The sequence below is a fragment of the Lysinibacillus sp. FSL K6-0102 genome (genome assembly GCF_038003545.1).
GTDB lineage: Bacteria > Bacillota > Bacilli > Bacillales_A > Planococcaceae > Lysinibacillus > Lysinibacillus capsici.
The window spans coordinates 1,693,507-1,717,829 of the sequence record NZ_JBBOPH010000001.1 but is presented as its reverse complement, the minus strand read 5'-3'; the positions used below and the strand labels follow the sequence as shown (position 1 = coordinate 1,717,829).

General features: G+C 38.7%; 20 protein-coding genes. 5 read left to right on the top strand and 15 right to left on the bottom strand.

The genetic code is table 11. From position 1 onward, the window contains the following. The first annotated feature begins 120 nt into the window (after positions 1-120). Positions 121-1,986: a recombinase family protein gene (locus tag NYE73_RS08455; RefSeq protein WP_315054497.1), complete on the top strand. Its 1,866-nt coding sequence runs from the start codon at positions 121-123 to the stop codon at positions 1,984-1,986. A 10-nt stretch (positions 1,987-1,996) separates the two neighbouring features. Here the strand turns inward: NYE73_RS08455 and NYE73_RS08450 are convergent, their stop codons facing one another. The 3 genes from NYE73_RS08450 to NYE73_RS08440 form a co-directional block, all read right to left on the bottom strand. Beyond that, complete coding sequence (locus NYE73_RS08450) at positions 1,997-4,291, bottom strand: DEAD/DEAH box helicase (protein ID WP_340815435.1); 2,295 nt, start codon at positions 4,289-4,291, stop codon at positions 1,997-1,999. Next, entirely contained in the window at positions 4,266-4,649 is a 384-nt protein-coding gene (locus tag NYE73_RS08445) for a YppE family protein (protein ID WP_054550767.1), read from the bottom strand. Before NYE73_RS08445 ends, NYE73_RS08450 begins: the two co-directional genes overlap by 26 nt. A gap of 207 nt (positions 4,650-4,856) precedes the next feature. Beyond that, positions 4,857-5,054, bottom strand: coding sequence for a hypothetical protein (locus NYE73_RS08440; protein WP_004225568.1), 198 nt, complete (start codon positions 5,052-5,054; stop codon positions 4,857-4,859). Between the two features lie 380 nt (positions 5,055-5,434). Here NYE73_RS08440 and recU point away from each other — a divergent pair, with 380 nt between their 5' ends. Next, the gene (gene recU, locus NYE73_RS08435; RefSeq protein WP_112117718.1) at positions 5,435-6,079 is read left to right on the top strand and encodes a Holliday junction resolvase RecU; all 645 of its coding nucleotides are present in this window, start codon (positions 5,435-5,437) and stop codon (positions 6,077-6,079) included. 2 nt (positions 6,080-6,081) lie between these two features. Then, positions 6,082-8,769, top strand: a complete 2,688-nt coding sequence (locus NYE73_RS08430) for a penicillin-binding protein 1A (protein ID WP_259950094.1) — start codon at positions 6,082-6,084, stop codon at positions 8,767-8,769. A 191-nt stretch (positions 8,770-8,960) separates the two neighbouring features. Here the strand turns inward: NYE73_RS08430 and NYE73_RS08425 are convergent, their stop codons facing one another. From NYE73_RS08425 to NYE73_RS08395, 7 genes are all read right to left on the bottom strand, one after another. Next, complete coding sequence (locus tag NYE73_RS08425; RefSeq protein WP_205442474.1) at positions 8,961-9,275, bottom strand: YpoC family protein; 315 nt, start codon at positions 9,273-9,275, stop codon at positions 8,961-8,963. Further along, positions 9,272-9,934, bottom strand: coding sequence for an endonuclease III (gene nth, locus NYE73_RS08420; RefSeq protein ID WP_048389975.1), 663 nt, complete (start codon positions 9,932-9,934; stop codon positions 9,272-9,274). Before nth ends, NYE73_RS08425 begins: the two co-directional genes overlap by 4 nt. 12 nt (positions 9,935-9,946) lie before the next feature. Next, entirely contained in the window at positions 9,947-10,675 is a 729-nt protein-coding gene (locus NYE73_RS08415) for a DnaD domain-containing protein (RefSeq protein ID WP_016994290.1), read from the bottom strand. Between the two features lie 77 nt (positions 10,676-10,752). Further along, complete coding sequence (gene asnS / locus NYE73_RS08410) at positions 10,753-12,048, bottom strand: asparagine--tRNA ligase (RefSeq protein WP_004232833.1); 1,296 nt, start codon at positions 12,046-12,048, stop codon at positions 10,753-10,755. Between the two features lie 28 nt (positions 12,049-12,076). After that, on the bottom strand, positions 12,077-13,270 hold the full coding sequence (locus NYE73_RS08405) for a pyridoxal phosphate-dependent aminotransferase (RefSeq protein ID WP_048389971.1): 1,194 nt from the start codon (positions 13,268-13,270) through the stop codon (positions 12,077-12,079). 16 nt (positions 13,271-13,286) lie between these two features. Next, on the bottom strand, positions 13,287-13,769 hold the full coding sequence (locus NYE73_RS08400) for a cell wall elongation regulator TseB-like domain-containing protein (protein WP_048389969.1): 483 nt from the start codon (positions 13,767-13,769) through the stop codon (positions 13,287-13,289). A gap of 318 nt (positions 13,770-14,087) precedes the next feature. Continuing rightward, on the bottom strand, positions 14,088-15,512 hold the full coding sequence (locus NYE73_RS08395) for a tetratricopeptide repeat-containing diguanylate cyclase (RefSeq protein WP_259950092.1): 1,425 nt from the start codon (positions 15,510-15,512) through the stop codon (positions 14,088-14,090). Between the two features lie 322 nt (positions 15,513-15,834). Here NYE73_RS08395 and NYE73_RS08390 point away from each other — a divergent pair, with 322 nt between their 5' ends. Continuing rightward, positions 15,835-17,682 carry a multicopper oxidase family protein gene (locus NYE73_RS08390; protein WP_259950133.1) on the top strand — a complete coding sequence of 616 codons (1,848 nt, stop codon included), beginning with the start codon at positions 15,835-15,837 and terminating at the stop codon, positions 17,680-17,682. A 60-nt stretch (positions 17,683-17,742) separates the two neighbouring features. Here NYE73_RS08390 and NYE73_RS08385 read toward each other — a convergent pair whose 3' ends face one another. Continuing rightward, positions 17,743-18,993, bottom strand: coding sequence for an MFS transporter (locus NYE73_RS08385; protein WP_259950091.1), 1,251 nt, complete (start codon positions 18,991-18,993; stop codon positions 17,743-17,745). Between the two features lie 178 nt (positions 18,994-19,171). Then, the gene (locus NYE73_RS08380; RefSeq protein WP_048389964.1) at positions 19,172-20,053 is read right to left on the bottom strand and encodes a LysR family transcriptional regulator; all 882 of its coding nucleotides are present in this window, start codon (positions 20,051-20,053) and stop codon (positions 19,172-19,174) included. Positions 20,054-20,182: 129 nt separating this feature from the next. Here NYE73_RS08380 and NYE73_RS08375 point away from each other — a divergent pair, with 129 nt between their 5' ends. Next, positions 20,183-21,385, top strand: coding sequence for an MFS transporter (locus NYE73_RS08375; protein ID WP_048389962.1), 1,203 nt, complete (start codon positions 20,183-20,185; stop codon positions 21,383-21,385). A gap of 108 nt (positions 21,386-21,493) precedes the next feature. Here the strand turns inward: NYE73_RS08375 and NYE73_RS08370 are convergent, their stop codons facing one another. The 3 genes from NYE73_RS08370 to arcC form a co-directional block, all read right to left on the bottom strand. Next, on the bottom strand, positions 21,494-22,729 hold the full coding sequence (locus NYE73_RS08370) for a Zn-dependent hydrolase (RefSeq protein WP_048389960.1): 1,236 nt from the start codon (positions 22,727-22,729) through the stop codon (positions 21,494-21,496). Positions 22,730-22,898: 169 nt separating this feature from the next. Next, positions 22,899-23,357, bottom strand: a complete 459-nt coding sequence (locus tag NYE73_RS08365) for a nucleoside deaminase (protein WP_259950090.1) — start codon at positions 23,355-23,357, stop codon at positions 22,899-22,901. Positions 23,358-23,370: 13 nt separating this feature from the next. Beyond that, the gene (arcC, locus tag NYE73_RS08360; protein ID WP_048389956.1) at positions 23,371-24,321 is read right to left on the bottom strand and encodes a carbamate kinase; all 951 of its coding nucleotides are present in this window, start codon (positions 24,319-24,321) and stop codon (positions 23,371-23,373) included. Positions 24,322-24,323 lie beyond the last annotated feature (2 nt).

The following is a 24,323-nucleotide window of genomic DNA, read 5'->3' as shown; positions in this document are numbered from 1 at the left end:
AGACAGACATATTCCGAAATATTATTACTTACTAAATCATTAATATTTTGCGCAAAATAGTAATTACAGAAAAGAGCAGGCTCATTTGTCTGGCTCTTTTCTTATAGAAGGAGTGCCAATATGACTATAAAAAAAACTGCACCAAAAGGTTCCCTTAGGGCAGCTATCTATATTCGTGTATCTATTAAAAATTTACAAGAGGATCGTTATAGTTTATCTGCTCAAACAACTGAACTAACACGCTATGCAGAAAGTCAAGGTTGGGAAATCGTTGATATTTTTAAAGATACAGATTCAGGTACAAAATTAAAAAAGCCAGGTCTAGAATCGCTATTAGATTATGTAGAAGATGGGAAAATAGATGTTGTATTAGTAATCGAACAAGACCGTTTATCTCGACTTGATGCAGTATCTTGGCATTTTTTAAAAAACGTATTACGCGAAAATAATGTTAAAATCGCAGAGCCTGGGCATATTATGGACTTATCAAATGTGGATGATGAATTTTATTCAGATCTAAAAAATATTTTTGCTCACAGAAATAGACGCGACATTATAAGAAAGATGATGCGTGGTAAACGACAATTTACACGTGAAGGGAAAGTTTGGGGAAAGCAGCCAGATGGCTATATTCATGTAAAAGAAACTAGTTCGGTTGTTGTTGATGAGAATCGCTCTTGGATTATCCCTTATATAGATGATTTATTATTAGAACAAGGTATAAGTGCCACAGGTGTTGCCTCTTGTTTAAATCAGCTATGTAAAACGCCAACAGGTAAGGAATGGACGGTCAATCAAGTCATTCAAAGATATAAGAATAAAGCGTATCATGGTGTACTCGAAAAAACTTTTAGTAATGGTGAAACAATAACAGTAGAAGATGTTTATCCAAAACTACGTTCACTTGAAACATTTGAAGCCATTACTCAAAGGTTAAAAGAAAATTATAAGGCAAAACCAGCAGAGCCACATTTTTTGCGAAATGTCATCATTACATGTGCATCATGCAATCGGCTAGTAAGTGTTTATAAAACTTCCTCTCATTCAAAAAAGAAAGACAAAACGTATCCTGTATTCACAGTGAGACATCTCAATGAATCAACACATAATGATTGCGAAGCAAAGCCTTATGTAAATACTAAACGTATTAAGAATAGCCTTATAACAGCAGTAAAGTCTATTTTAATAGACGAAAAAACAGCAAAGAAGTATATAGATGCTGAATTTGATGATAAGGAACTTGATAAAATCAAAAAACAATTATCCGAATTGAATAAACAAAAAAATGATGTGAATTCAAAAATGGATAAAATTTTAAAACTTTATCTTGATGGTAAATGGTCAGAAGAAGTATTGGATAAGGAACGAGATCAGCTAGATAGCCGACTTAAACATATTGAAAATTCTATAGATGACTTAAAACGTAAGTATGAATTAGTGAAGACTAGCCAATTCAATTATGATGTTGTTGTTGAATTTCTATCAATTGCTGCACATTTTGATAGTTTATTAGAAGAATCCGAACAACAAAGGCTTATTGGTTTTATCTTTCCTACAGCAACATTAGATGTTTCTAATAATTTATTAATTATGCACGCTAGGTTGCCACAACAAGTCACACTGGACATTCGCATTGATATTGAAACAATGGAAGCTGTTAAAGAAAGAGAAATGTATGCGGCTGCCAGAGAAAAATATAATGCAATTCAAACATACCTAAACAAAAATAAGGGTGTTTCGCTTGAGCGTATACAGAAACATTTCCACAGTAATTACAGCACACTTATTAAGTATCAAGAATGGTTTGGCCCATTTAAGCATTTAGCGCCTAATAGATTGGGACCTGAAATGCGCCAGAAAAGAATAAAAACAATAAAAAAAGCCCTACAATCAAATCCAAATGCAACAGGGCGTCAACTCGAAAAAATCACAGGAATAAACAGAAAAATGATATACAAGCTTATACGCGAAGAAAAATTGCGTTGAAGGCGTACCCTCAACGCTCCTTTTCATTATTTAGTTGGGACACTAAATAGCTTAACAATTTTACAACATACCCTTTTGATTCATTCAAGCTGTCTTGAACGCCAATGCAGGATGGGCAACCTGCTTCACAGGGACAACTTGATACATGTTGTAGTGTTTTGTCCAAAAGTTCCTCCCATAAATCGTATACTTTTTCACTTAGACCAATACCACCAGGATACTTGTCATATACAAAAAATGTTGGTAGCTCATTATGTGTTGCCTTTATTTGTGGCACGACAGCTACATCACTACTATCACATCGAATGAAAATCGGAATAAAAGCATTAATGGCATAAGCAGCACCGACCATAGCTCCATCTAACTCTGCTTCTGTCCATTTTGTGGGAGCATCAAATGATAGCCAAGATGAGCTAGTATGCATTTCATCAGGTGGTAAATGGATTGTTCCCGACCCTATATTGTCCTGTTTTCCACCGAACTTTATCTTCTTGAAAATCGTTGCTTGTGCAACTAAGCCAACATCGCCAAAGCAGATTGTACCACCTGCATATGAACGGTTACGATCTTCCTCTAAAACTTTCATTTCAACTGCTAGATTGGCATCTGTATAGTAATCAACATCTACTTCACGTACGTAGGCTTTCTTTTCTTCCCAGTCAAGCTTCTCTACTTGGAACTGAATGCCTTGGTGCAAGTAAATGGCTTCTTCATGCAAGAGTGTCATGGCACTATGACGATCCATTTCACCAATAACCTTTGTCTGTGCAGGAATGGTAAGATCAATAATGACTACATTTTCTTGTGACGCTGAACGTAAGCTAATATCATGCGCCGGGAAACGATCACTCATCCAATGCCATTTATCACTCGTCTTAAAAACTACCCCTTCTTCTGCTAAATACTCCAGCAATTCTTGTATGTCATATTCTCCATACGTATCGCCTGTTGAAAAAGGTAGCTCGAAGGCAGCACATTTCAAATGATCCATTAAAATCAGCATATTTTCTGGATAAATACGTGCTTCCTCTGGTGTACTGCCTAGTAAAAATAGTGGATGATTGACTACATACTGGTCCAATGCGGAAGATTGCGCAACATAAATAATCAATGCCTCATCCTGACGTCTCCCTGCACGTCCTGCTTGCTGCCAAGCACTCGCAATATTTCCTGGGTAACCTGTCATAATACATGCTTGTAATTGACCAATATCGACACCTAATTCTAATGCATTGGTGCTAACTACTGTCTGGATTGTCCCATCACGTAAGCCTTTTTCGATGACACGTCGTTCAGATGGCAGATACCCACCTCGATAGCCACGTACAGATTCATCGAGCAGCTTATTACGTGTAAGTTCCTTTAAATAGGTTACAATCATTTCTACTCGTACCCTACTTTTGGCAAAAATAATGGATTGAATGCCAGCCGTGTACAACCTCTTAGCTAAATCACTTACCTCTAATACAGCACTTCTACGCACGCCAAATGTTTTATGAATAATTGGCGGATTGTAAAAAAGAAAGGTTTTCTTACCAACTGGAGCACCCGAATCAGCAATGAGCATGTGAGATTCATTCGTTAGTAGCTCAGCAAGCTCTTTAGGATTTTTTATGGTAGCCGATGTACAAATAAACACTGGTTTACTCCCATAAAATTCACAAATTCTTTTTAATCTCCGAATAACATGCGCCACATGGGAACCAAACACACCTTTGTATGTATGCAATTCATCAATCACAATATATTGTAGATTCTCAAAAAGTGAAACCCATTTTGTATGATGCGGCAAAATCCCCGAATGAAGCATATCAGGATTCGTCATCACGATATGCCCTGCCTTACGAACCTTTTGGCGAATGCCTGGAGCCGTATCTCCATCATAGGTATAGCTTAAAATCTCCTCACCGCTTTGCTCAATGAGCTCATTCAAATCATTTTTCTGGTCCTGTGCCAGTGCCTTTGTTGGAAATAAATAAATGGCACGTGCATTTTTATCCTCCATTATTTTTTGTAGCACTGGCAGATGATAGCAATAGGATTTACCTGAAGCAGTTGGCGTAACCGCTGTAAAAGATGTACCACTCTGTGCCAAATCAAATGCCTCTCGCTGATGTGTATAAAGCTGCTCAATCCCTCTTGTCTGTAAGGCTTTCACTAAAGAAGGATGTAAATTCCTAGGAAATGGTGCATAGTTCGCTGGACGCCCCTCTAATGTTTGCCAGTGCAGGATACGCTCTTTAAGTTCTTCATCATATCTCCACTCATGTAAAAGCTCACTAATCGTTCGTTTCTTCGATAGCATCCTTTTCTCCCTCCTTAACTAATCGTTCAAATATTTTCAAAGTATAGGAAGTAGAATGTATGGCATCTAAAAAACGTTTTTTACTTGTTTCTTTATAAAAAGATTGCACAACAAATTGCTCCATCGATTCAACGACTGAAGCAATTTGTTGCGTATGCATGTATTTTGGTCGATTTTTTTGAATCCATTTATTGGCTTCTTGCTGCCATACCTTTAAAAGTTGATGAATTTCATCTGCATGTGGCTTTACCTCTTGAAAAAAATCAGGTGTTCGATCTTCCTCACGCATTTGCCAAAAACGTGAAACGCACTGATCACATTCATCTATTAATTTGGATGTTTGCTGGATAACTAACAATTTTGCACCTCATCTCTCAACAATTATACATAGCAAATATATTTCGTAGTGACGGCATATACATGCTGAGTATGTTTTGTTCAGCTCGTCAGCTATGGAAATATCACTGTTTATGACACCTATTTACCACACCTTTATGGAAAATAATGTATCAATTTTCATGCTATTGCGTTAGTTCAATTGCTTATAAGATAAGTGTACCAAAGTCTATGATTTTTCACTACTAATAGGCGAACAAGCATTCTTTACTTGCCAGTTCTTTTCTGCTAAGCTTACTTTCTGGCTAACCGCTTTAAGTTGCATAAAAAAATGCAAACTATGAGCATTGTTTTCCAATGACACTCTCGTGAAAAGTAATTGATTGACCAGATCTAACTGCGCAACTAATTGTTCTAACTTGTTCAAAATAACGCCTCCTTTGCTTTACTTTAGTATTCCTCGTATGTATAGAATTACCTTCAGGCGTGACAAAATAAGCGTAAGTTAGCTGAAAGAAGAAGATTTTCGATAAAATTTTAATAGTGAACCTCTGACCAAAAAAATCGTCATGAATGAAAGGTTGCTGTGTGAGTATATTTTCATCCCAATGACCTATTTAAATTTATCAGTTATTTTGACGATTCTAGTAATAATAAAGCTGGCGATTTTTCGACGCAAATTATTCATACGTACCATTTGTTTTCTACTATTCTAGTAACAATTTCATGAATGATGGAGGTAGAGAACAGCTATTATATCATGGTAAACTAGTGGATAGAAAAGCAGTAAGGTAAAGGGTGAGTTTAATGACAATTCGTTATCCAAACGGGAAATTGTATACCCCAAATGCTTCTGTACAGAAAACAGAAAAAAAGAGCAAAAGCAAAGATTTATCTTTTAGTAATCGCGGGAAGACGCTAGAAGATGAAATTAATGAAGCAAACGACTATTATATAAAAAGGCGACTTGCTATCATTCATAAGAAACCTGTTCCTGTGCAAATCGTCAAAGTAGAGTACCCTTCACGAAGTGCTGCTGTCATTCGTGAAGCTTATTTTCGAACACCCTCTACAACCGACTACAATGGTGTTTGGAATGGGCATTATATAGATTTTGATGCAAAGGAAACGGCTTCCAAAACAAGTTTCCCCTTAAAAAATATTCATGAGCATCAAATGACACATATGCAGCAAGTGACGGAACAAAATGGTGTGGCTTTTATTATCGTTCGTTTTTCTGCTTTTGAACGATATTTTATTGTGCCATACAAAGTTTTACAAAAGGCCTGGCAAGCAATGGAAAATGGCAATCGTAAATCGATACCCTTTTCGATCATCGAACAAGAGGCATATGAAATTCCCACGAGCTATTATCCGCGTATCGATTATTTACCTATCATCCAACAATTGATTGATGCAAAATGCTACGGGTCTGAAAGTGAGGAGAAATAAGAATGACTGAACGTCGTCGAACACGTGGAGAGCATCAAAAAGCTCTCGCTGAAAAAAATAAAAAGAAAAAAACGAAACCAGCCTCATCCGCTAAGACATGGTTTAAACGCATTTTCTTAACTGTCTTAGCCATCGGTGTAGCAGGCTTAATTGGAGGAGGTGCATTATTTGCCTTCTATGCAAGCACGGCTCCTGAGCTCGATGAAGAATTACTGAAAGATCCTGTTTCTTCAGAGTTCTACGATAAAAACGGTGAATTATTTGCAACAATCGGTGCTGAAAACCGTAAATATATAAAATATGAAGATATACCTGAAGATATGATCAATGCTATTCTGGCTACAGAAGATGTACGCTTTTTTGAGCATCATGGTATGGATTTTTATCGTCTAGGCGGTGCAATCCTTGCAAACTTCCGTGATGGCTTTGGTGCGCAAGGTGCATCAACTTTAACACAGCAAGTAGTCAAAAACTCATTTTTACAAAACGAGAAGAAATTAAAGCGTAAAGCACAGGAAGCATGGCTTGCCTTCCAATTAGAGCGTAAGTATACGAAAGAAGAAATTTTTGAAATGTACTTCAACAAAATGCTTATGTCAGGTCGTATCTATGGCTTCGGTACAGCCTCACAATACTTCTATGGTAAAGAATTAAAAGATTTAACTTTAGATGAAGAAGCACTATTAGCAGGGCTAGTGCAACGACCAAATGCGTATAATCCATTAAAAAACCCTGAGCTTGCAAAAAAACGACGTAATACCGTTTTAGGATTAATGTATCAACATGGAAAAATTTCTAAAGCCGAAATGGAAGAAGCCAAAAAAGCAGAAGTTCAATCAGGTTTAGCGGATGATGCAACACGCCAATCATTTGCAGGTTCCAAATATGATGCCTTCCTGGATATTGTTATTAATGAATTAGAAAATAATGGTGACGGTTCGGCAATGGCAGAAGGAATCAAAGTCTATACGACGCTTGATCCAAATGCTCAACAAGTTGTAGAAAATGTGATGAATGATGATAGTAATTTCCCAACTGAAGATATTCAGTCAGGTGTGGCGGTCGTTGATACAAAAACAGGTGCCATTCAAGCCGTTGGTGGCGGTCGTAAATATGGTGCAGAACGTGGCTGGAATTATGCCGAGGACTTAACAAATAATCAACCAGGTTCCACAATGAAACCGTTAGTCGACTATGGGCCAGCAATTGAATATTTAAAATGGTCTACAGGTCAAACACTTGTCGACGAACCAATGAACTATACAGGTACAAAGCAAACAATCACAAACTGGGATGGCAGATATATGGGTGCCATGACTGCACGTAAAGCATTATATGCTTCACGGAACGTTCCAGCTGTCAAAGCATTACAGGAGGTTGGCACAGAAAAAGCCAAGGAATTTGTTGGACGTTTAGGAATTGAAACAGAAAATCTCTATGAGTCCGATGCAATTGGCGGTGGTGCTATTACTATCTCTCCTATTCAAATGGCAGCTTCCTATGCTGCTTTCGGTAATAACGGGGTCTATACAGATCCACATTCGATTACAAAAATTGTCTATCGAGATGGTAAAACGTCTAAAAACTATACACCTGAGTCTAAAGTGGCTATGAATGATTATACGGCTTACATGGTAACAGACATGCTACGTGATGTAGTCGGCAATAAGCCTGATGCCTCAGGAACTGCAGCCAATGTGCCTGGCTTGGATATCGCAGGTAAAACAGGTACAACTAACTATTCAGCAGAAGACTTTAACAAATATAATTTACCGAATACAAGTGTGCCAGATTCATGGTTTGCTGGTTACACAACTAACTATTCCATCGCTATATGGAGTGGCTATGAAAAACACTTTGATCCAATTACAACGTGGGAAGAACGTCGATTACCACAAAACTTATTTAAGACGATTATGCAAGAAATTTCAGCGAATGTTGAGACAGCTAGCTTCAAAAAGCCAAGTACTGTTGTAGAAGCAACGGTGGAAGTAGGCTCTAAACCTTTAAGATTGGCAAGTGACTATACACCTAGCGAACTACGTCAAACAGAGTTATTCGTTCGCGGGACTGAACCAACAGAGGTTTCTGAGGTCTATGAGGCGCCAGAGCTATCTACACCTTATAATGTTTCAGCAAACTTAGATTTAGGAGCACAGTCGATCAATATTTCTTGGGAACATGATGCCATCCTAAATCCAGAAACCGATGAACCATTACCAACTTCATTTGAAGTTTCTGCCACACGTGAAGGTGGAGAAACGGTTGTCCTTGGCACAGCAGACACCAAAGGCCTAACTGTTGCTAACACACTTGAAGATGGTAACTATACAATCTCTGTCGTAGCCATTGTAGATGGCACACGCAGTGAGCCTGGGACAACTACCTTCCAGATCACAAGTACCCCTGAGGAAGATTTGGAAACGGAAGATCCAGATGAACCAGATATTGATTTACCGATTGATCCTGGTCAAGAGGATAATGATCAAGGTAATAACAATAATGGTAATGGCAACAACGGTAATAACAACAATAATAATGGTAATAACGGTAATAACGGGCATGGAAATGGTAATGGGCATGGAAATAACAGCAATGGTGGAAACAATGGCAATAATGATGGAAATCAGCAGCCAACACCTCCTACCGAGCCTACCAACCCAAATGAAGAAGACCAAAGCTCAGAATAAAGAAAAAAACCGAGATGCAGTTCATTCACTGCTTCTCGGTTTTTTGTTTTTTTATTGATGAAGGGCTCTGAGGAGGCTATCCGTCAGTTTTGAAGGTCTATCCTTCACTCTACAAGGTCTATCCGCCACTTTTCGCGTCCTATCCTTCACTTTATCTGTCCTATCCACTTTTTATACTCTATCCATCCACTCTAACTTTTACTAGCTTGAATCCGCAGTCGTGCTGTGCGCTTTTTCGTTTCTTTAAATAGCTCATCTAGTTGACGATAGCATGCATATTGACCTGGCTTAGCTTTAATAAAGGCTAATCGCTCAACCCCATTAATCGGTAGCACTTCATCGCCTGCATCTTGCACAAGTTGTTCAAATAGCTCGATGGCATCTTCCATTAGCCCTTTTGCCAGTCCATTTCTTGCATCATGTGCTGTATGGATAGCGGCTTGTAGTGAAGTCCATTGGGCAAACCATGCATCTACTTTTTCTTTTGCAATGGCTTCACTATTCATGCTTCCTTCACCATGCCTTTCTTTAAACGCTTTTGCCCTTCACGACAATCGTCGAGTAAAGGGCAAGTACCACATCCAGGATTTTGTGCCTTACAATGATAACGTCCAAAGAAAATTAATTGGTGATGCGTTTTTGACCATTTGTCCATTGGCGTTTTCTTCATAATCGTTTCTTCCACTTCAAGCACCGAATCTTTCCATCGACAGAGCCCTAGGCGTTTGGATACTCGCTCCACATGGGTATCCACTGCAAGTGCTGGAATATCGAAGGCTACTGAAAGCACAACATTGGCCGTTTTTCGACCTACGCCTGGTAATGTCACCAATGCTTCACGTGTTGCAGGGATTTCGCCACCGTACTCATCTAGTAAACGTTGACATAGAGCCTGAATGTTCTTCGCCTTATTGCGATAAAGGCCAATAGAGCGAATATCCTGTTGCAATTCCTCTATGGAAACAGCTAAATAATCTTCTGGTGTTTTATATTTTTGAAATAAGGTTTTCGTTACTTTATTGACTAGTACATCTGTACATTGTGCAGATAATAATGTGGCAATCGTTAGCTCAAAAGCATTGTCATGGACGAGCTCACAATGTGCGTCGGGAAACATTCGATCCATTTCTTCTAGACAATGCTCCCACTGTTTTTTCGTTAACAAACTGGATGCCCCCTATTCTCTTTCTTCCAACCAATTATAAAAAGGAACTCTACCCGTTGATTGCGTTTCTTGTTGAACTGTTCGAGCTGGTGCTCTGTTAAATGTCTGTTTCTCACGGAACTGTTCACTTTGCTTTTGTGCTGCTTGTGGTGTCGTAATATTTTTCTTTTTCCATTCTAATAAAATGCGATCAATATAGCGAATACTCAATTTCCCAGCAAAGACAGCCTCCTTTAGCGCCTCTTTGATGAGTGCGGGACTATGCTTGTCCTCATCAAGCCAGCATCCAATTTTTTCAAGTTCTAAAGGAGATAAAAGACGCCCCATTTCCTCTTCAAAAAGACGGAATATCTCCCCTTCTTCTTGCTGAAGTGTCACTGCCGTTTGTTGCTGCTCTTTCATATCAATCATCTGTAAAATGCGCTCCCATAGCGGGTATACGGAATACTTTTCATATAGCTTGCCACCCGCGTCGACATCTCGTGTAATTTCAAGAAAACCCTTCTGCATTAATCGCTGTAAACGGGATGTGATGTCATTATCAGACATTGTGAGACGATTTTTTAGATCATTAGGTGTTGGGAAGTCATTCTCCTCCATATGAAAGGCCAATAAGTGCATGACAATCAGTGCCTCTTCATCCTCCATGTTTAACTCCTTATAAAACTGAAAAAAAAGCTGTGGAATGGGAATCATTCTCTGCTCAGTCCATGTACGGAGTCGATGATTATTTACGTTCATTATTCTCCAGACTCCTTCTTTAAGTAAGTAGAAAAGCCGCGTAGATAGTTCACTACGCGACTTTTAAATTGATTAGCTTATGGATATAAGCGGTTTAGTAAACGTGGGAATGGAATTGTTTCACGGATATGCTCTGTGCCTGAAATCCATGCTACAGTTCGCTCTAACCCTAGACCAAAACCTGAATGTGGGACAGAACCATGTTTGCGAAGCTCTAAATACCAAGCATAGGCATCTAATGATAGGTTATGCTCTTCCAGACGTGATTTTAATAAATCGTAGTCATGGATTCGCTCTGAACCACCAATAATTTCTCCGTAACCCTCTGGTGCAATTAAATCAGCACATAATACAACATCATCGCGATCTGGGTGTGGTTGCATATAGAACGGTTTAATACCTACTGGGTAACAAGTAATAAATACTGGTTTGTCAAATGAATTCGCAATCGCAGTTTCATGAGGCGCACCAAAATCATCGCCCCACTCAATATCGTCGAAGCCTTGTTCGTGTAAAAGCTTAATCGCATCATCATAAGAAATTCGAGGGAATGGCGCTTTAATGTTTTCAAGTGTTGATGTATCACGGCCAAGTCGCTCTAGATCTAATTTGCAGTTTGCAAGTACAGATTGTACGATGTGCGCTACATATTGCTCTTGTACTTCTAAATTTTCTTCAAATTCTACGAATGCCATTTCAGGCTCAATCATCCAAAACTCGATTAAATGACGACGAGTCTTAGATTTTTCAGCACGGAAAGTTGGACCGAATGAGAAGACTTTTCCTAAAGCCATCGCAGCAGCTTCCATGTAAAGCTGACCAGATTGAGATAGATAAGCATCTTCATCAAAATATTTTGTATGGAACAGCTCTGAAGTACCTTCAGGCGCAGAACCTGTTAAAATTGGTGGGTCCATTTTTGTAAAACCGTTGTTATTGAAAAATTCGTATGTAGCGCGAATAATTTCATTACGAATTTTCATAATGGCATGTTGTTTACGAGAGCGCAGCCATAAATGACGGTTATCCATTAAGAATTCTGGACCATGTTCTTTTGGTGTGATTGGGAAATCTGTTGCTGCATGTAGTACCTCGATACCAGTTATAGCAAGCTCACAGCCAAAGCTTGAACGTTCGTCAGCTTTCACCTCACCAATCACATACATAGAAGTTTCTTGCGTCATCCCTTTTGCCGTAGCAAAAATTTCTTCGCCTACTTCTTCTTTCACTACAACGCCCTGTACAAAGCCAGAGCCATCACGTAGCTGTAGGAACGCGATTTTTCCACTTGAACGTTTATTGGCTAACCAAGCGCCAATTTTGACTGTTTCACCGATATGCTGTGGCATATCTTTAATCATAATTTTTTTCATAGAAATCCTCCAAAGTTGACTAGAAGGATTAGTCTTGCCATTTTGATTTTACGAATGTATCAATACGACGGACTGCCTCTTCTAATAAGTCTAAAGATGTAGCATAAGATAATCGCATAGTAGTTGGTGTACCGAAGCCAGAGCCTGGAATCACTGCTACGTTTGCTTCTGTTAAAATATCCGCAGCAAATGCATCTACTGAATCATAGCCAGTGTGAGCCATAGCTTCTGCTACGTCCGGTAATAGGTAGAATGCACCCTGTGGCTTTAATACATGGAAGCCAGGAATAGCACTTAACTGTGGGTAAATTTTTTCAAGACGAGATTCAAATGCCTGACGCATTTCCTCTACCGCATCCTGAGAGCCATTATACGCCTCCACAGTTGCATATTGTGCTGTTGTTGTCGCATTAGATGTTGAGTGTGATGCAAGGTCAGTCATTGCTTTAATAATGTCTGTGTCACCTGCAGCATATCCAATACGCCAGCCTGTCATAGAGTGAGATTTTGCCACACCATTAACAACGATTGTACGTGCTTTCACTGCATCAGAAAGTTGTGCAATTGAAAAATGCTCAATACCATTGTATACAAGCTTCTCATAAATTTCATCTGACACGATTAAAATATCTTTTTCTTCTGCAACAGCAGCAAGTTCTGCAAGCTCTTCACGAGAATAAATCATGCCTGATGGGTTGCTAGGAGAATTAATAATCACTGCTTTTGTCTTGTCTGTCACAGCTGCTCTCAGTTGATCCGCTGTAATTTTATAGCTTTGTTCACGTGTACCTTCAACATAAACTGGTACGCCGCCAGCTAATTTCACTTGTTCTGGATAAGACACCCAATAAGGAATTGGAATAATAACCTCGTCACCTTCATTTAAAATCACTTGGAATAGCGTGTATAAAATATGCTTTGCCCCTACACCAACAATGATTTCATTTGGCTGATAGGTAAGGTTATTGTCGCGTTGAAGCTTATCAATAATGGCTTTTTTCAGAACTGGAAGTCCGCCAGCAGGTGTATATTTTGTATACCCTTTCTCCATTGAATCAATGGCAGCATTTAAAATATTTTGAGGTGTATTAAAGTCTGGTTCACCAGCTCCAAGACCAATCACATCAATACCTTGCTCTTTCAATGCTTTTGCTTTTGCAGTAATCGCTAATGTTGAAGATGGTGTTAAAGTTTTTACACGTGTTGCTAATAAATTTTTCATTCGGGATCTACTCCTCTTATAAATTCGTAATGCGCTTCCACCAGTCGCCATCCTTAAACAGAATATAGACATAGTTGAGCTGGTCGTGGTCGTTCAGATATGTAATTTCCCAAACTGCGCCAGGCTCCTCATAGCCTAATTTCATGTGGAGGACTTTTTGTACATTTCCTTCATTTTTAAAAACCGATAATGCTTGCTTTTCCGTAATACCATCTTCTAATATCACTTCCTGAATGGAATCCTCGTCTAGATTCGTCGGAACAAAGACAGCTTTTTTATCACCGTATTCGTCTACCCCGAACACAGTAACATACGAATGTTTGCCATTATATGTGTAGGACTCCGATACAATTGCGAGGGCTTTGGCATCGAGTGCCAACTGTTCAGCCTGCTCTTCAATTGAACGGAACGGAGCCTCGGCTTTCCAGAGTACTAAAATACTAATGACAAGTGACAACGAAACAATAAAGACAGAAATGAAAATTAACCAGTTTTTCATCTATTCACCTTATGTTTCACATCGAGCTGTTTTGGCATAACACATAGCTGATGCATGTGTGTGTCTATAACTGTGTAACCATTCATTTTGCTTTCCATTTTGTCAACCTGCTTTCTTTCCTCATACCACAACATTATACAACAATTTTGTGCTGTCGTGTTTCTTAATTTCATATATTGTACGTTGCTAGAACAACGTTTTCAAACAATGACTACAGTAAATTTCATTTCACCTCATAGAAGCCTCGTTTTGGGCATAAAAAACATGGTCCTATCACAAGAAAAATTCCTATTTAACTATGTAAATAGGAACCTGTCATTATGATAATTCGTATAGCACACAGCTAGCACGGCCATTCGCCTTTGCTTGGTATAAACAGCTATCCGCTTGCTCAAATAGCTCCTTGTATTGATAGTTTTTCTGATTATTCACACAAGCACCCATACTGACCCTTAAGGGATAACTTTGCTGTTCCTGTTCGAGCTTTAGTGAGAGCAAATAGGCATGTGTGTTATGGACCAATGTTTTGATATAGTCCTTCTGAGAATGCCTAAAACAAAGGATGAATTCATCTCCGCCATAACGAATAATTTCCACATCTTCATCCTGTAAAAAATCCTTCAAGCTGTTAGCTAAAAGCTGTAAAATCATATCTCCAAATAAATGACCATGCGTGTCGTTAAATAGTTTAAAATAATCGACATCCAAAACCGTAATACATACATAGGATTGCGTTATTTCGGCTGCATTGAGCCATTCCTGTAGCTCATAGTCTAAAAAATGTCGATTTAAAACGCCTGTTAATGGATCATAATGTGCTTTTTTCTCAAGCTTTTCCTTTTGACGCTTAAATTCTAAGTTCATTACTTGTTGTAATAAATTTGCAACACTCATTTTTTCCGAGAGATCAATATATTCACGCTGTACATCAAAAATTTCATCTCGCCAATCCAATTGATACAATACATTTAACAGTAAGCGCATCACTTTTTTTGTAATTGGCTTATCTCCATAAGATCGGGCAAGATCTATGGCTTGTTTATAATAAAATACAGCTTCTTCAAGCTTTTGCTGTTTTTCAAATAAAAAACCGTAGCCAAACAATGCCGCTACTTTTTCTCGTTTATGATGATGAATAATAGTAGAGGATAACGTACTGTCCAGCAATGCCTTCCCCTTTTTAAAATCCCCTTCTAAAATATACACATCTGCTAAATTATTATTAATACGAATATCATGTAATTTTGCTAGATCAGGCATTGTTCTAGCAAGAGATTTATTATATTCTCTAGCTAATAGCCCTGCTTGAAGTGCTTCCTTTGTACAGCCCTTCTCTACCTCTAAATAGCACAGATTATTATGACAGCGAACAAGCATGACAGGATCTTGTAGCTCCTGTGCATAGGCGATAGATTTTTTCGTCATCTCCACCGTTTTTTCACGGATGCCAACTAAATCATAGATTAATGACATTACTAAATGATAATGCATTAAATCTTTTGTCGTACCATAATTTTGACAAATGGCCTCATAATCATGAATAAGATTAACCATGCTTAATGTGTCACCTAAAGAATGATGAACTAATATTTTTTGATAGTACAAATCCATGACATATGGATAGTTATTGCTCTCTAATGCGACTAAAAGACCTTGATCAGCAAGCTTTAGTGCTTTCGTTAAATACCCCTTTGTGCGCATCTCCATTATCGTTTTATTTAATTCTTCTAATGTTAATTCCACCGTTTCACCACTTCTCCATACCCCATATCATCCAGTTTACTTTGTGCTTTCTCAATTATAAGACATATGTATTCACTTAGTCCGCCTTTTTCGTATGATACCAACTATTACCTACAACGCAAAAATCTTTTGTGATGATTGTTTTAAAATCTTACATCTGTTTGCTTGAAAGTGAATCATCTTATCCCATCATAATATGTAGGTAAATTTTTTATGTCTTTACACATTTTTCTCCATTTTTGTCCTCGTTACCTGTTGTTTTTACCCATATGATGAGTTAATTAGCTTTTTTAGTATCGAAAAGGGACGTGATGTTGTGAGTATGCAAATTAACCCTTCTGATCCAGCAACAATTCCAAAATTTGTAGATGAACTTCCAAAACCAATGATTGCTAAACCAAAATACAGCAGAGGGCAACAGAAGAATGATTATTACGAATTGGTCATGATGGAGGGCCAGCATCGTTTTCATAAGCATTTTCCAAACTCATTAATTTGGGGCTACAATGGGCTTTACCCAGGGCCAACCATAGAAGCTTCTAAAGATAAAACTATCTATGTGAAATACAAAAACCAGCTGCCCTTACAGCACTTTTTACCAGTAGATTTTACGCTTCATGCTGCAAACGATTCACAAGAAGTAAGAACAGTTACTCACTTACATGGTGCCAATGTGGATTGGCAGAGTGATGGCCATCCTGAAGCATGGTACACAAGAGACTATCGGCATACTGGTCCAAAGTTTAATAAGGAAATACATGAATATACGAATCATCAACCTGGCACTACCATGTGGTATCATGACCATGCCATGGCTTTAACACGTTTAAATGTATATGCAGGATTAGCAGGCTTTTATTTACTGAGGGATGCCCTTGAGGAACGCTCTAATTTACCATGTGGAGACTATGAATATCCGATTTTAATTCAAGATAAAACGTTTAATGAGGATGGCTCATTGTTTTATCCTGACGAACCACCCTTTCCCGTGCCTGTTCATCCCTCTATCACACCAGGCTTTGTTGGCAATACGATAGTGGTTAACGGAAAACTATGGCCTTTTTTAGATGTTGAGCCACGTAAATATAGATTTCGTTTACTAAATGGCTCTAATCGACGAGGCTATGTCATCAGTCTTTCCAATGATCAACCAATGTTTCAAATTGGTACAGATGGCGGTTTCTTATCAGCACCACAACTTATCCAATCTGTCGAGTTGCTGCCAGCTGAACGCACGGATGTCATTATCGATTTTTCAAGCTGTGCTGGACAGGAGATTACCTTACTTAATACTGATACCGATTTCAGTGATGAACACACAAACGTGATTATGCAGTTTCGAGTAACTTTACCTTTGAAATGTGAAGATACAAGTGAGATTCCAGAAAGACTTGCCGTTTCTATGGATCTACATCCACACCATGCACATATTGAAAGACAACTACCATTGACGGCGACTACCGATGAGTTTGGTCGACCTATGTTGCTGTTAAATGATCGAATGTACCATGATCCAGCAACGGAAAAACCTTCTTTAGATAGTGTGGAAATCTGGAACTTTATTAATGCTACACCCTTTATCCATCCTATTCACCTGCACCTCATTCAATTTAAAATTCTGGAACGAAGGCCGTTTGATTTAGAAATCTATCAAAATGAAGGCATCGTACAATTTACAGGGCCGCCTGAAGAACCAAGAGACTATGAGCGAGGTTGGAAGGACACGGTGAAGGCTGACGCTGGAAAGGTGACAAAAATTATTATGCATTGGAAAGATCATGTCGGGAATTATATGTGGCATTGTCATTTCCTTGAGCATGAGGATCATGATATGATGCGACCCATTCTCGTTATGAAAGACGTCCATGCTGTTCAGCAGCCTCATGCAGCAGTAGAACATCCTGTAACACATCAAGAATCAACAGCTCCCACAAATCCTACAAATCCTACAAGTACTACCCATCATAGTGAATCTTCAGCTCCACTATTAAATGAGGTAGAACATTCACAACTTGAGGAAGAAAAGGTAGTCTCACCTCAAGAAGAAGAATCCATTACTATTCATATAGGAGATAATACACAACATATGCCAACGCTACTGTTTCCAACCCTTCCTACCAATACTCCTACCAGCAGGCATAGGCCTCGTCAAAGAACCCGAAGATTTTAGCTAAGTACGCTTTACAAAGAAAACTACCCATGAAAAGGTGGTTTTCTTTGTTCCAGCAATTTATTTGACCTCCAATCGCCATATTCTTCTCGTTACGAAAGCTAATAATAATACACACACAGAGATTATAAAGACTGGTATATAGATGTTGGCTTGAAAGAACTCAAATAGCAACCCATACCCCATCTGCCCAAGTGGTGCCATACACTGTGATACTGCCATCATAATTGCCATGACTTTCCCTAATTGTTCATTTGGTGTTTCTTTTTGGACAAGGGTCATTACGTAAATGGAGATAATCGTCATCATCATCGCAATGATAAGAGCACAACCAATAAATAAGCTATACGATGGATAATAGCCAATTTGAAGGGCGCGAGGTAGCACAGACATAGCCATGGGAATTACCAAAAAGGCTGACATCAATACCCAAATATAGAGGGTGTGAATACGCAGCTTTTTTGCAAAGTACCCCATCGTTAACGCGCCTAAAATCGTCGCAAAATCAATAATCCCCATTCCTATTCCATACAATGTATCACTACTTTTCATCGTGACACGAAGAATAATAGGCACACCAACGATAAAAAGTGGAGTCAATAGTAAATTCAATAAAGCAGCAAGTAGCGTACATTTTAAAATAAAAGTTTGCGTCACCACATAAGTAAAACCTTCTTTCATGTCTTTGATTAAGGTCGGCATCAAATGACCATCATAGCTACGTTTCACAAATGGGATTGTCATAAACATTTCTACAATAGCCGTAAAGAAAAATAATAAACCACTTACTATGACGAGAAGTTTGAGGCCAAGCATTCCATATAGTATCCCCCCTAGCACAGGTGCTGTCACTCCTGCTAATGCCTGGACCCCATTGACGATCCCATTAGCCTGCTCAAGCTTTTGTTCGCTAACTAATAGCGGAATACTAGCCATTACAGCTGGCGTGTACATGGCACTAATGAATGAAAGAAGCACCATAACCAACCCAATCCATAGCACAGAATGATTGTCTGTTAGTAATACAATAAAAAAAATCAATACAATGCCACTACTGATAAAATCAAATAGGACCATTAAATTTCGCCGATTAAAACGATCTGCTATAGCGCCACCAAATGGTGTAAGTAAAACAGGAAGGCTTGAAATAGCGAAAAGCGCAGCAAAAAGATCTGCCCGTCCTGTTATATCTAAAACAAAAAGTGAAAGAGCAAATCTTAAAAGCGCAGAGCCTAAAATAGAAATAATCTGCCCAGCTACCATAATGATAAAATCTTTCGAAAAGCCTTTTTCTTTGACTAGCATTTCCATATAAAAAACACCCCTTATTATTTTTAGACCGACAGTCGGTCATTTAATATGTTAAAAAATTGTAGGCACAAGCTTCTAGGACTTGCCCTACAAATTAGACTGACTGTCGGTTTATAAATAGTATATGTGAACTCCCCAAAAAAAGGAACATATTTTTATATCTTCCTTTTTGTTAACCCTATTTACTTTTAAAGTAATGTTTAATTTGCTCAATCATAGCAGTAGTTGCCTGACTAACATAGCGATCTACGCGGAAAATAATGGATAGGCTTCGGCTTGGAGCACCATTTGAAATTCGTATACTACACAAACTAGGATCATTCATTTGTTGGAGCAAAGGATAGGGTTGCACCGTTACACCAATATTGGCTCGAACGAGATTCATAATGGACGTGACAGAGCTTGTTTCAAGAATAGAATGAATGTGAAAACCATGCTTTTTTACAGCCTCTTCTACTATCTCTCTACCAAGAAAACCTTCTGGATACATCACCATAGGAAGTCCTTCTAATTCAGCAATTGGGATCACTGTTTGCTGTGCCAATGGATGCTCCTTTGAAACGGTCAGTACATATTCCTCTCTACATAAAGGAATAATGACCAATCGATCATCTGATTCTACATTCGTCCCAATACCGATATCCACTTCATTTTCGAGAACCTGCCGCATAATATCGATGGAAGCAAGTATCTTTAATTTTACCTTTGGAAATTTTTGATGGAAATCAATAACAAGCTGTGTAATCCGATAATCAAGATCAGATGGCATGATGCCAATACTTATTTGTCCCCCTTGTAGCCCCTGTAAATCTTTAATCGAATCTTTGACATTTTGTAATGTATTAAATACCTCTGTTGTATAGCTAAACAAAAGAGAGCCTGCCTCAGTCACAACAATTTTTTTGCCAATACGATCGAACAATGGCATTCCTAGCTCATCCTCCAGCACACGTATTTGCTGGCTTAACGTTGGCTGAGAGATGCCAAGTTTCTCAGCAGCTTTTGTAAAATGTAGCTCCTCATAGACTGCCATAAAATAATGCAGATGCCGTATTTCCACATAGACCACGCCCTATCATAGTTTCTAACTATCATTGTAATAGTAATAATAGTATTGTTCAATCATTCTAATTCAGATAGACTTCAATTTAGGCTTACTATTTATTTGATAGGACGGAGAGGAAAGACAATGAATATAAATCACAAAATTGTACCAATTATTGCCATTATTTTAGCTTCTTTTAATTTACGGCCTGTCATTACTTCGGTGTCCCCCTTATTAGGAACTATTCGCCAGACTTTACATATGAGCGCAGCTACTGCTAGTTTGCTAACTTCTTTAGCTGTGCTATGTATGGGCTTATTTGCACCTTTCGCAATCAAACTAGCTAATCGTTGGAGCATCGAGCGAACTATCGCTTACGCTCTTATTCTTATTGGACTAGCAACAGCTACCAGATATTTTGCTAATACTGCTTGGGTCATGCTAGTAACAGCCTTGTTATCAGGCATTGGCATTGCCATCGTAGGACCACTGTTATCGGGCTATATTAAGGAGAAATTTGCGAACCCTTCCCGTGTAGTGGGGATTTACTCGCTAGCACTTGTAGTAGGAGCTGCACTTGGCTCTGGGCTTTCTATTCCACTAAGCAATTTTTTTCATTCATGGCAAGCTTCTTCTGCCTCCTGGGCTATTCTTGCTTTAATCGCTTTATTCTTTTGGTGGAAGCCAATTGAACAAAAAGCAGTTACTGCATCAGTCACAAATTCACCTAGTAAGAGCAACAGTGTGAAGCAAATGTTAATGAATCAAAAGGCTTGGCTTTTAACAGGCTTTTTTGGGTTAATGGCCTTTATGTTTTATACCATCATGGCTTGGTTACCTCCCATCGCAGAAAATTTAGGCTATAGCAAACACGACGCTGGAATGATGCTGACACTATTAACAATTGCCCAAATGCCAGCTACATTTTTAGTGCCTATATTAAATAACCGTTTTCAGCATCGAGCCGTATGGCTAGTAGGTAGTTCATCATTAGAATTAATTGGTTTATTGATGCTACTGTTTTCTTATAATCCTTGGCTGAGCAGTATTCTGATTGGCCTTGGTGCAGGTGGGCTTTTCTCATTAGGGCTAACATTACCAATTGATGAGGCCAAAGATATTCACGAGGCTAGCTTCTTAGCTGCTATGACACAATCAGTTGGCTTTGTATTTGCTGCATTGGGCCCCTTCTTTGTCGGTCTTGTTCGAGATTTCACAGGCAATTTTACAACTGCTATTATTGGCATGATCATCATCGTCCTTGTGATGATTCTGATTCAACTAAAAATTGGAAACCAAAAGCAACCACAAATGCATCATATTCACATGAAAAAGACGACTTTCTAACAAGGAAGGTCGTCTTTTAATGATGGAATCGATTTTGTGCCTTTGTTGTATTGCCTTCACGGGATGACACTGGCCATACATGTAGCGTCTTCAACTGATGCTTGCTAATTAGCTGACTGAAGCATATCTTAGCACAACTGCCTCTAAAACATCGATTCCTATTAATATATCTTCAAGCTCCGTATGTTCATCTGGATGGTGACTTAAACCATCCACTGAAGGAATAAAAATAAGGCCAACTGGTCCGAGCCTTGTCATATTCATAGAATCGTGACCTGCTCCACTTTGCATATATTGATAGGATAGTTTCTTCTCTACACAAATTGTTTCTAAATCTTGCATTAGCTTTGGAGAAAGCTGGACAGGATCCTCTGAGCTAATGACATTGTATTCAATCGCAAGCTGCCTCTTTTGTTGAACGTTTGCAATAACCGTATAAAAATGCTGAAGCACACGTTCTCTCGATTCCACAGAGGATGATCGGATATCTACAGTTAACTCCACTTCACCTGGAACTACGTTCATCGAGCCTGCCACAACCTCTAGTATTCCAACAGTTGCCACAGTGCCAAACTCCTGCTCTGCTATCGCCGCTTTTTCTAATTCTAATGCCAATTCGGATGCTCCTAAAAGAGCGTCCTTTCTCATATTCATTGGAGTCGTGCCTGAATGGGACGCTTTTCCATTTAACTTCATTAATAAGCGAACTGGTGCTGCTACCCCTGTGACAATACCAATTTTCTTTTCATAGTTAATTAGCAGTGGTCCCTGTTCAATATGCAATTCGAAAAAGGCATGGAATCCTTCCTCTACTCTTGTCGCTTGATCAACACTACTAAAATCAAGTCCACAATGAGCAAAAGCCTGCTCCATCGTAATACCATCTCGATCGACTAAATGGCGATATTTTTCTTTATCAATTAATCCTGCCATTGCTTTACTGCCTACTGTTGACACACCAAATCTTGAAGACTCCTCACAGGCAAAGGCGATAATTTCAATTGGATGCTCTGTCACAATAGATCGCTCGTTTAATCGCTTGATGACCTCTAGGGCAGCGGTTACCCCTACAACGCCATCATATTTACCGCCTTGATAGACAGTATCTAAATGAGATCCCATGACAACAGGCTGCAATCCTGGCACACTGCCTTCTCTTCGAGCAATAAGATTTCCACAATGGTCAATATGAATTTGAAGATTTTCATCTTTACATAAACGAATAAAGGCATGTAAACAAGCCTGTTCTTCATTCGTATAGGCAACTCTCGTAATCCCTTTTTCGCCTGAATTATATTGATTCATTTTATCTAGTAATTGTTGATAACGTTCTTTATAGATCATGTAAACAGCTCCTTTTGAAGAATTACGAAGATGAAAATCAGACCAAATGTACGCTTGTATAGTATCTATTTTACACCTTTTTGGTTGAAAATTAGAAAAGGGATTCTCCATAACGAGATCCCTACTCTAATTCACTGGAAAGACTTAAGCAGTATATGACTGCTCTAATCTATTTACTATTAGCCATTTTGTCATTGAAATGATGGAACAATGCATCACATTCTTCAGTCGTTTCAATTTTTTGCATGTTCAGGACACTTTTATCTTTACCAGTTAAGTAATCACGTAGATGCATATCAGAGAAGCCATGTACATGAGCATCTTCTGCTGTATTACAATAATGAACTTCTTTAATACCCGACCAAATAATAGCGCCCACACACATTGGACATGGTTCGCAAGTAGCGTAGATGACACAATCGGATAAATCCATTGTGCCAAGCTTTTTAGAGGCTTCACGAATGGCTACTATTTCTGCATGTGCAGTGATGTCTGTATCACGCATCATTGTATTGCCAACAACAGCGATGATTTCATCACCTCTTACAATGGTTGCACCAAATGGTCCACCAATATTTTTATCGATGCCTTCTTTTGTTTTGTCAACAGCTAGTTGAATATAATCCATACCGTGATTCCTCCTAGTTAATAATATGAGTACCAGCCTGATTATTGATCGCTTCTTTCAGACTTTCAGGGTTTGTAATAATTACTCGATGACCACCATTTTCTAAGAAGCTTAAGCTGGCTTCGATTTTTGGTAGCATACTTCCTGGCGGGAACTGATTATCTTGAACATGCTGCTTTGTTTCCTCAACAGTAATTTCTTCAAGTGCTTGTTGTTCAGGTTTTCCAAAGTTAATAAACACACGCGGAACACCCGTTGTAATAATTAATGAATCCGCATTTACTTGTGCCGCTAATAGACTTGTTGCAAAGTCTTTGTCAATGACTGCATCTACACCCTCGTAGACATTATTTTCTTTTTTCACAACTGGAATTCCACCACCGCCTACAGCGATCACGACATAATCATTATCAATTAATGATTTAATCGCCTCTTTTTCCACGATATCGATTGGTTTTGGTGAAGGCACAACGCGACGGTAGCCACGGCCAGAATCCTCTACCATTTTCCAATCTGGATGCTCTACTAGCATCGCCTCCGCTTGCTCCTTTGTAAAGAATGAACCAACTGGCTTTGTAGGGTTAATAAAGTTGGGATCATGTTCATTGATTTCAACTTGTGTAATCACACTGACTACCTTTTTATTAATTTGACGTTTAGTCAGTTCGTTAATTAATGCTTGTTGAATTAAATAGCCAATTCCACCTTGTGTGTCAGCCACACAGTTTACTAACGGAATTGCTGGCATGCCTGATACTTCATTAGCAATTTCACTTCGTTGTAAAGTGAAACCAACTTGTGGACCATTGCCGTGTGTGACAACCACTTTATAACCTTCCTGAATCATATCCGCGATATGCTCGACAGTTTGAGCAACTGCCTCTTGCTGACTTTGAATAGATTCACTTCCACTATCCTTTACCAACGAGTTACCGCCGATTGCTACAATTACTAATTTATTCACAA

Excerpts from the sequence above, each read along its gene's own strand:
- NYE73_RS08455 (WP_315054497.1), top strand. The coding sequence starts at position 121 with ATGACTATAAAAAAAACTGCACCAAAAGGTTCCCTTAGGGCAGCTATC.
- NYE73_RS08450 (WP_340815435.1), bottom strand. The coding sequence starts at position 4,291 with ATGCTATCGAAGAAACGAACGATTAGTGAGCTTTTACATGAGTGGAGA.
- recU (WP_112117718.1), top strand. The coding sequence starts at position 5,435 with ATGACAATTCGTTATCCAAACGGGAAATTGTATACCCCAAATGCTTCT.
- NYE73_RS08430 (WP_259950094.1), top strand. The coding sequence starts at position 6,082 with ATGACTGAACGTCGTCGAACACGTGGAGAGCATCAAAAAGCTCTCGCT.
- NYE73_RS08425 (WP_205442474.1), bottom strand. The coding sequence starts at position 9,275 with ATGAATAGTGAAGCCATTGCAAAAGAAAAAGTAGATGCATGGTTTGCC.
- NYE73_RS08415 (WP_016994290.1), bottom strand. The coding sequence starts at position 10,675 with ATGAACGTAAATAATCATCGACTCCGTACATGGACTGAGCAGAGAATG.
- asnS (WP_004232833.1), bottom strand. The coding sequence starts at position 12,048 with ATGAAAAAAATTATGATTAAAGATATGCCACAGCATATCGGTGAAACA.
- NYE73_RS08405 (WP_048389971.1), bottom strand. The coding sequence starts at position 13,270 with ATGAAAAATTTATTAGCAACACGTGTAAAAACTTTAACACCATCTTCA.
- NYE73_RS08400 (WP_048389969.1), bottom strand. The coding sequence starts at position 13,769 with ATGAAAAACTGGTTAATTTTCATTTCTGTCTTTATTGTTTCGTTGTCA.
- NYE73_RS08390 (WP_259950133.1), top strand. The coding sequence starts at position 15,835 with ATGCAAATTAACCCTTCTGATCCAGCAACAATTCCAAAATTTGTAGAT.
- NYE73_RS08385 (WP_259950091.1), bottom strand. The coding sequence starts at position 18,993 with ATGGAAATGCTAGTCAAAGAAAAAGGCTTTTCGAAAGATTTTATCATT.
- NYE73_RS08375 (WP_048389962.1), top strand. The coding sequence starts at position 20,183 with ATGAATATAAATCACAAAATTGTACCAATTATTGCCATTATTTTAGCT.
- NYE73_RS08370 (WP_048389960.1), bottom strand. The coding sequence starts at position 22,729 with ATGATCTATAAAGAACGTTATCAACAATTACTAGATAAAATGAATCAA.
- NYE73_RS08365 (WP_259950090.1), bottom strand. The coding sequence starts at position 23,357 with ATGGATTATATTCAACTAGCTGTTGACAAAACAAAAGAAGGCATCGAT.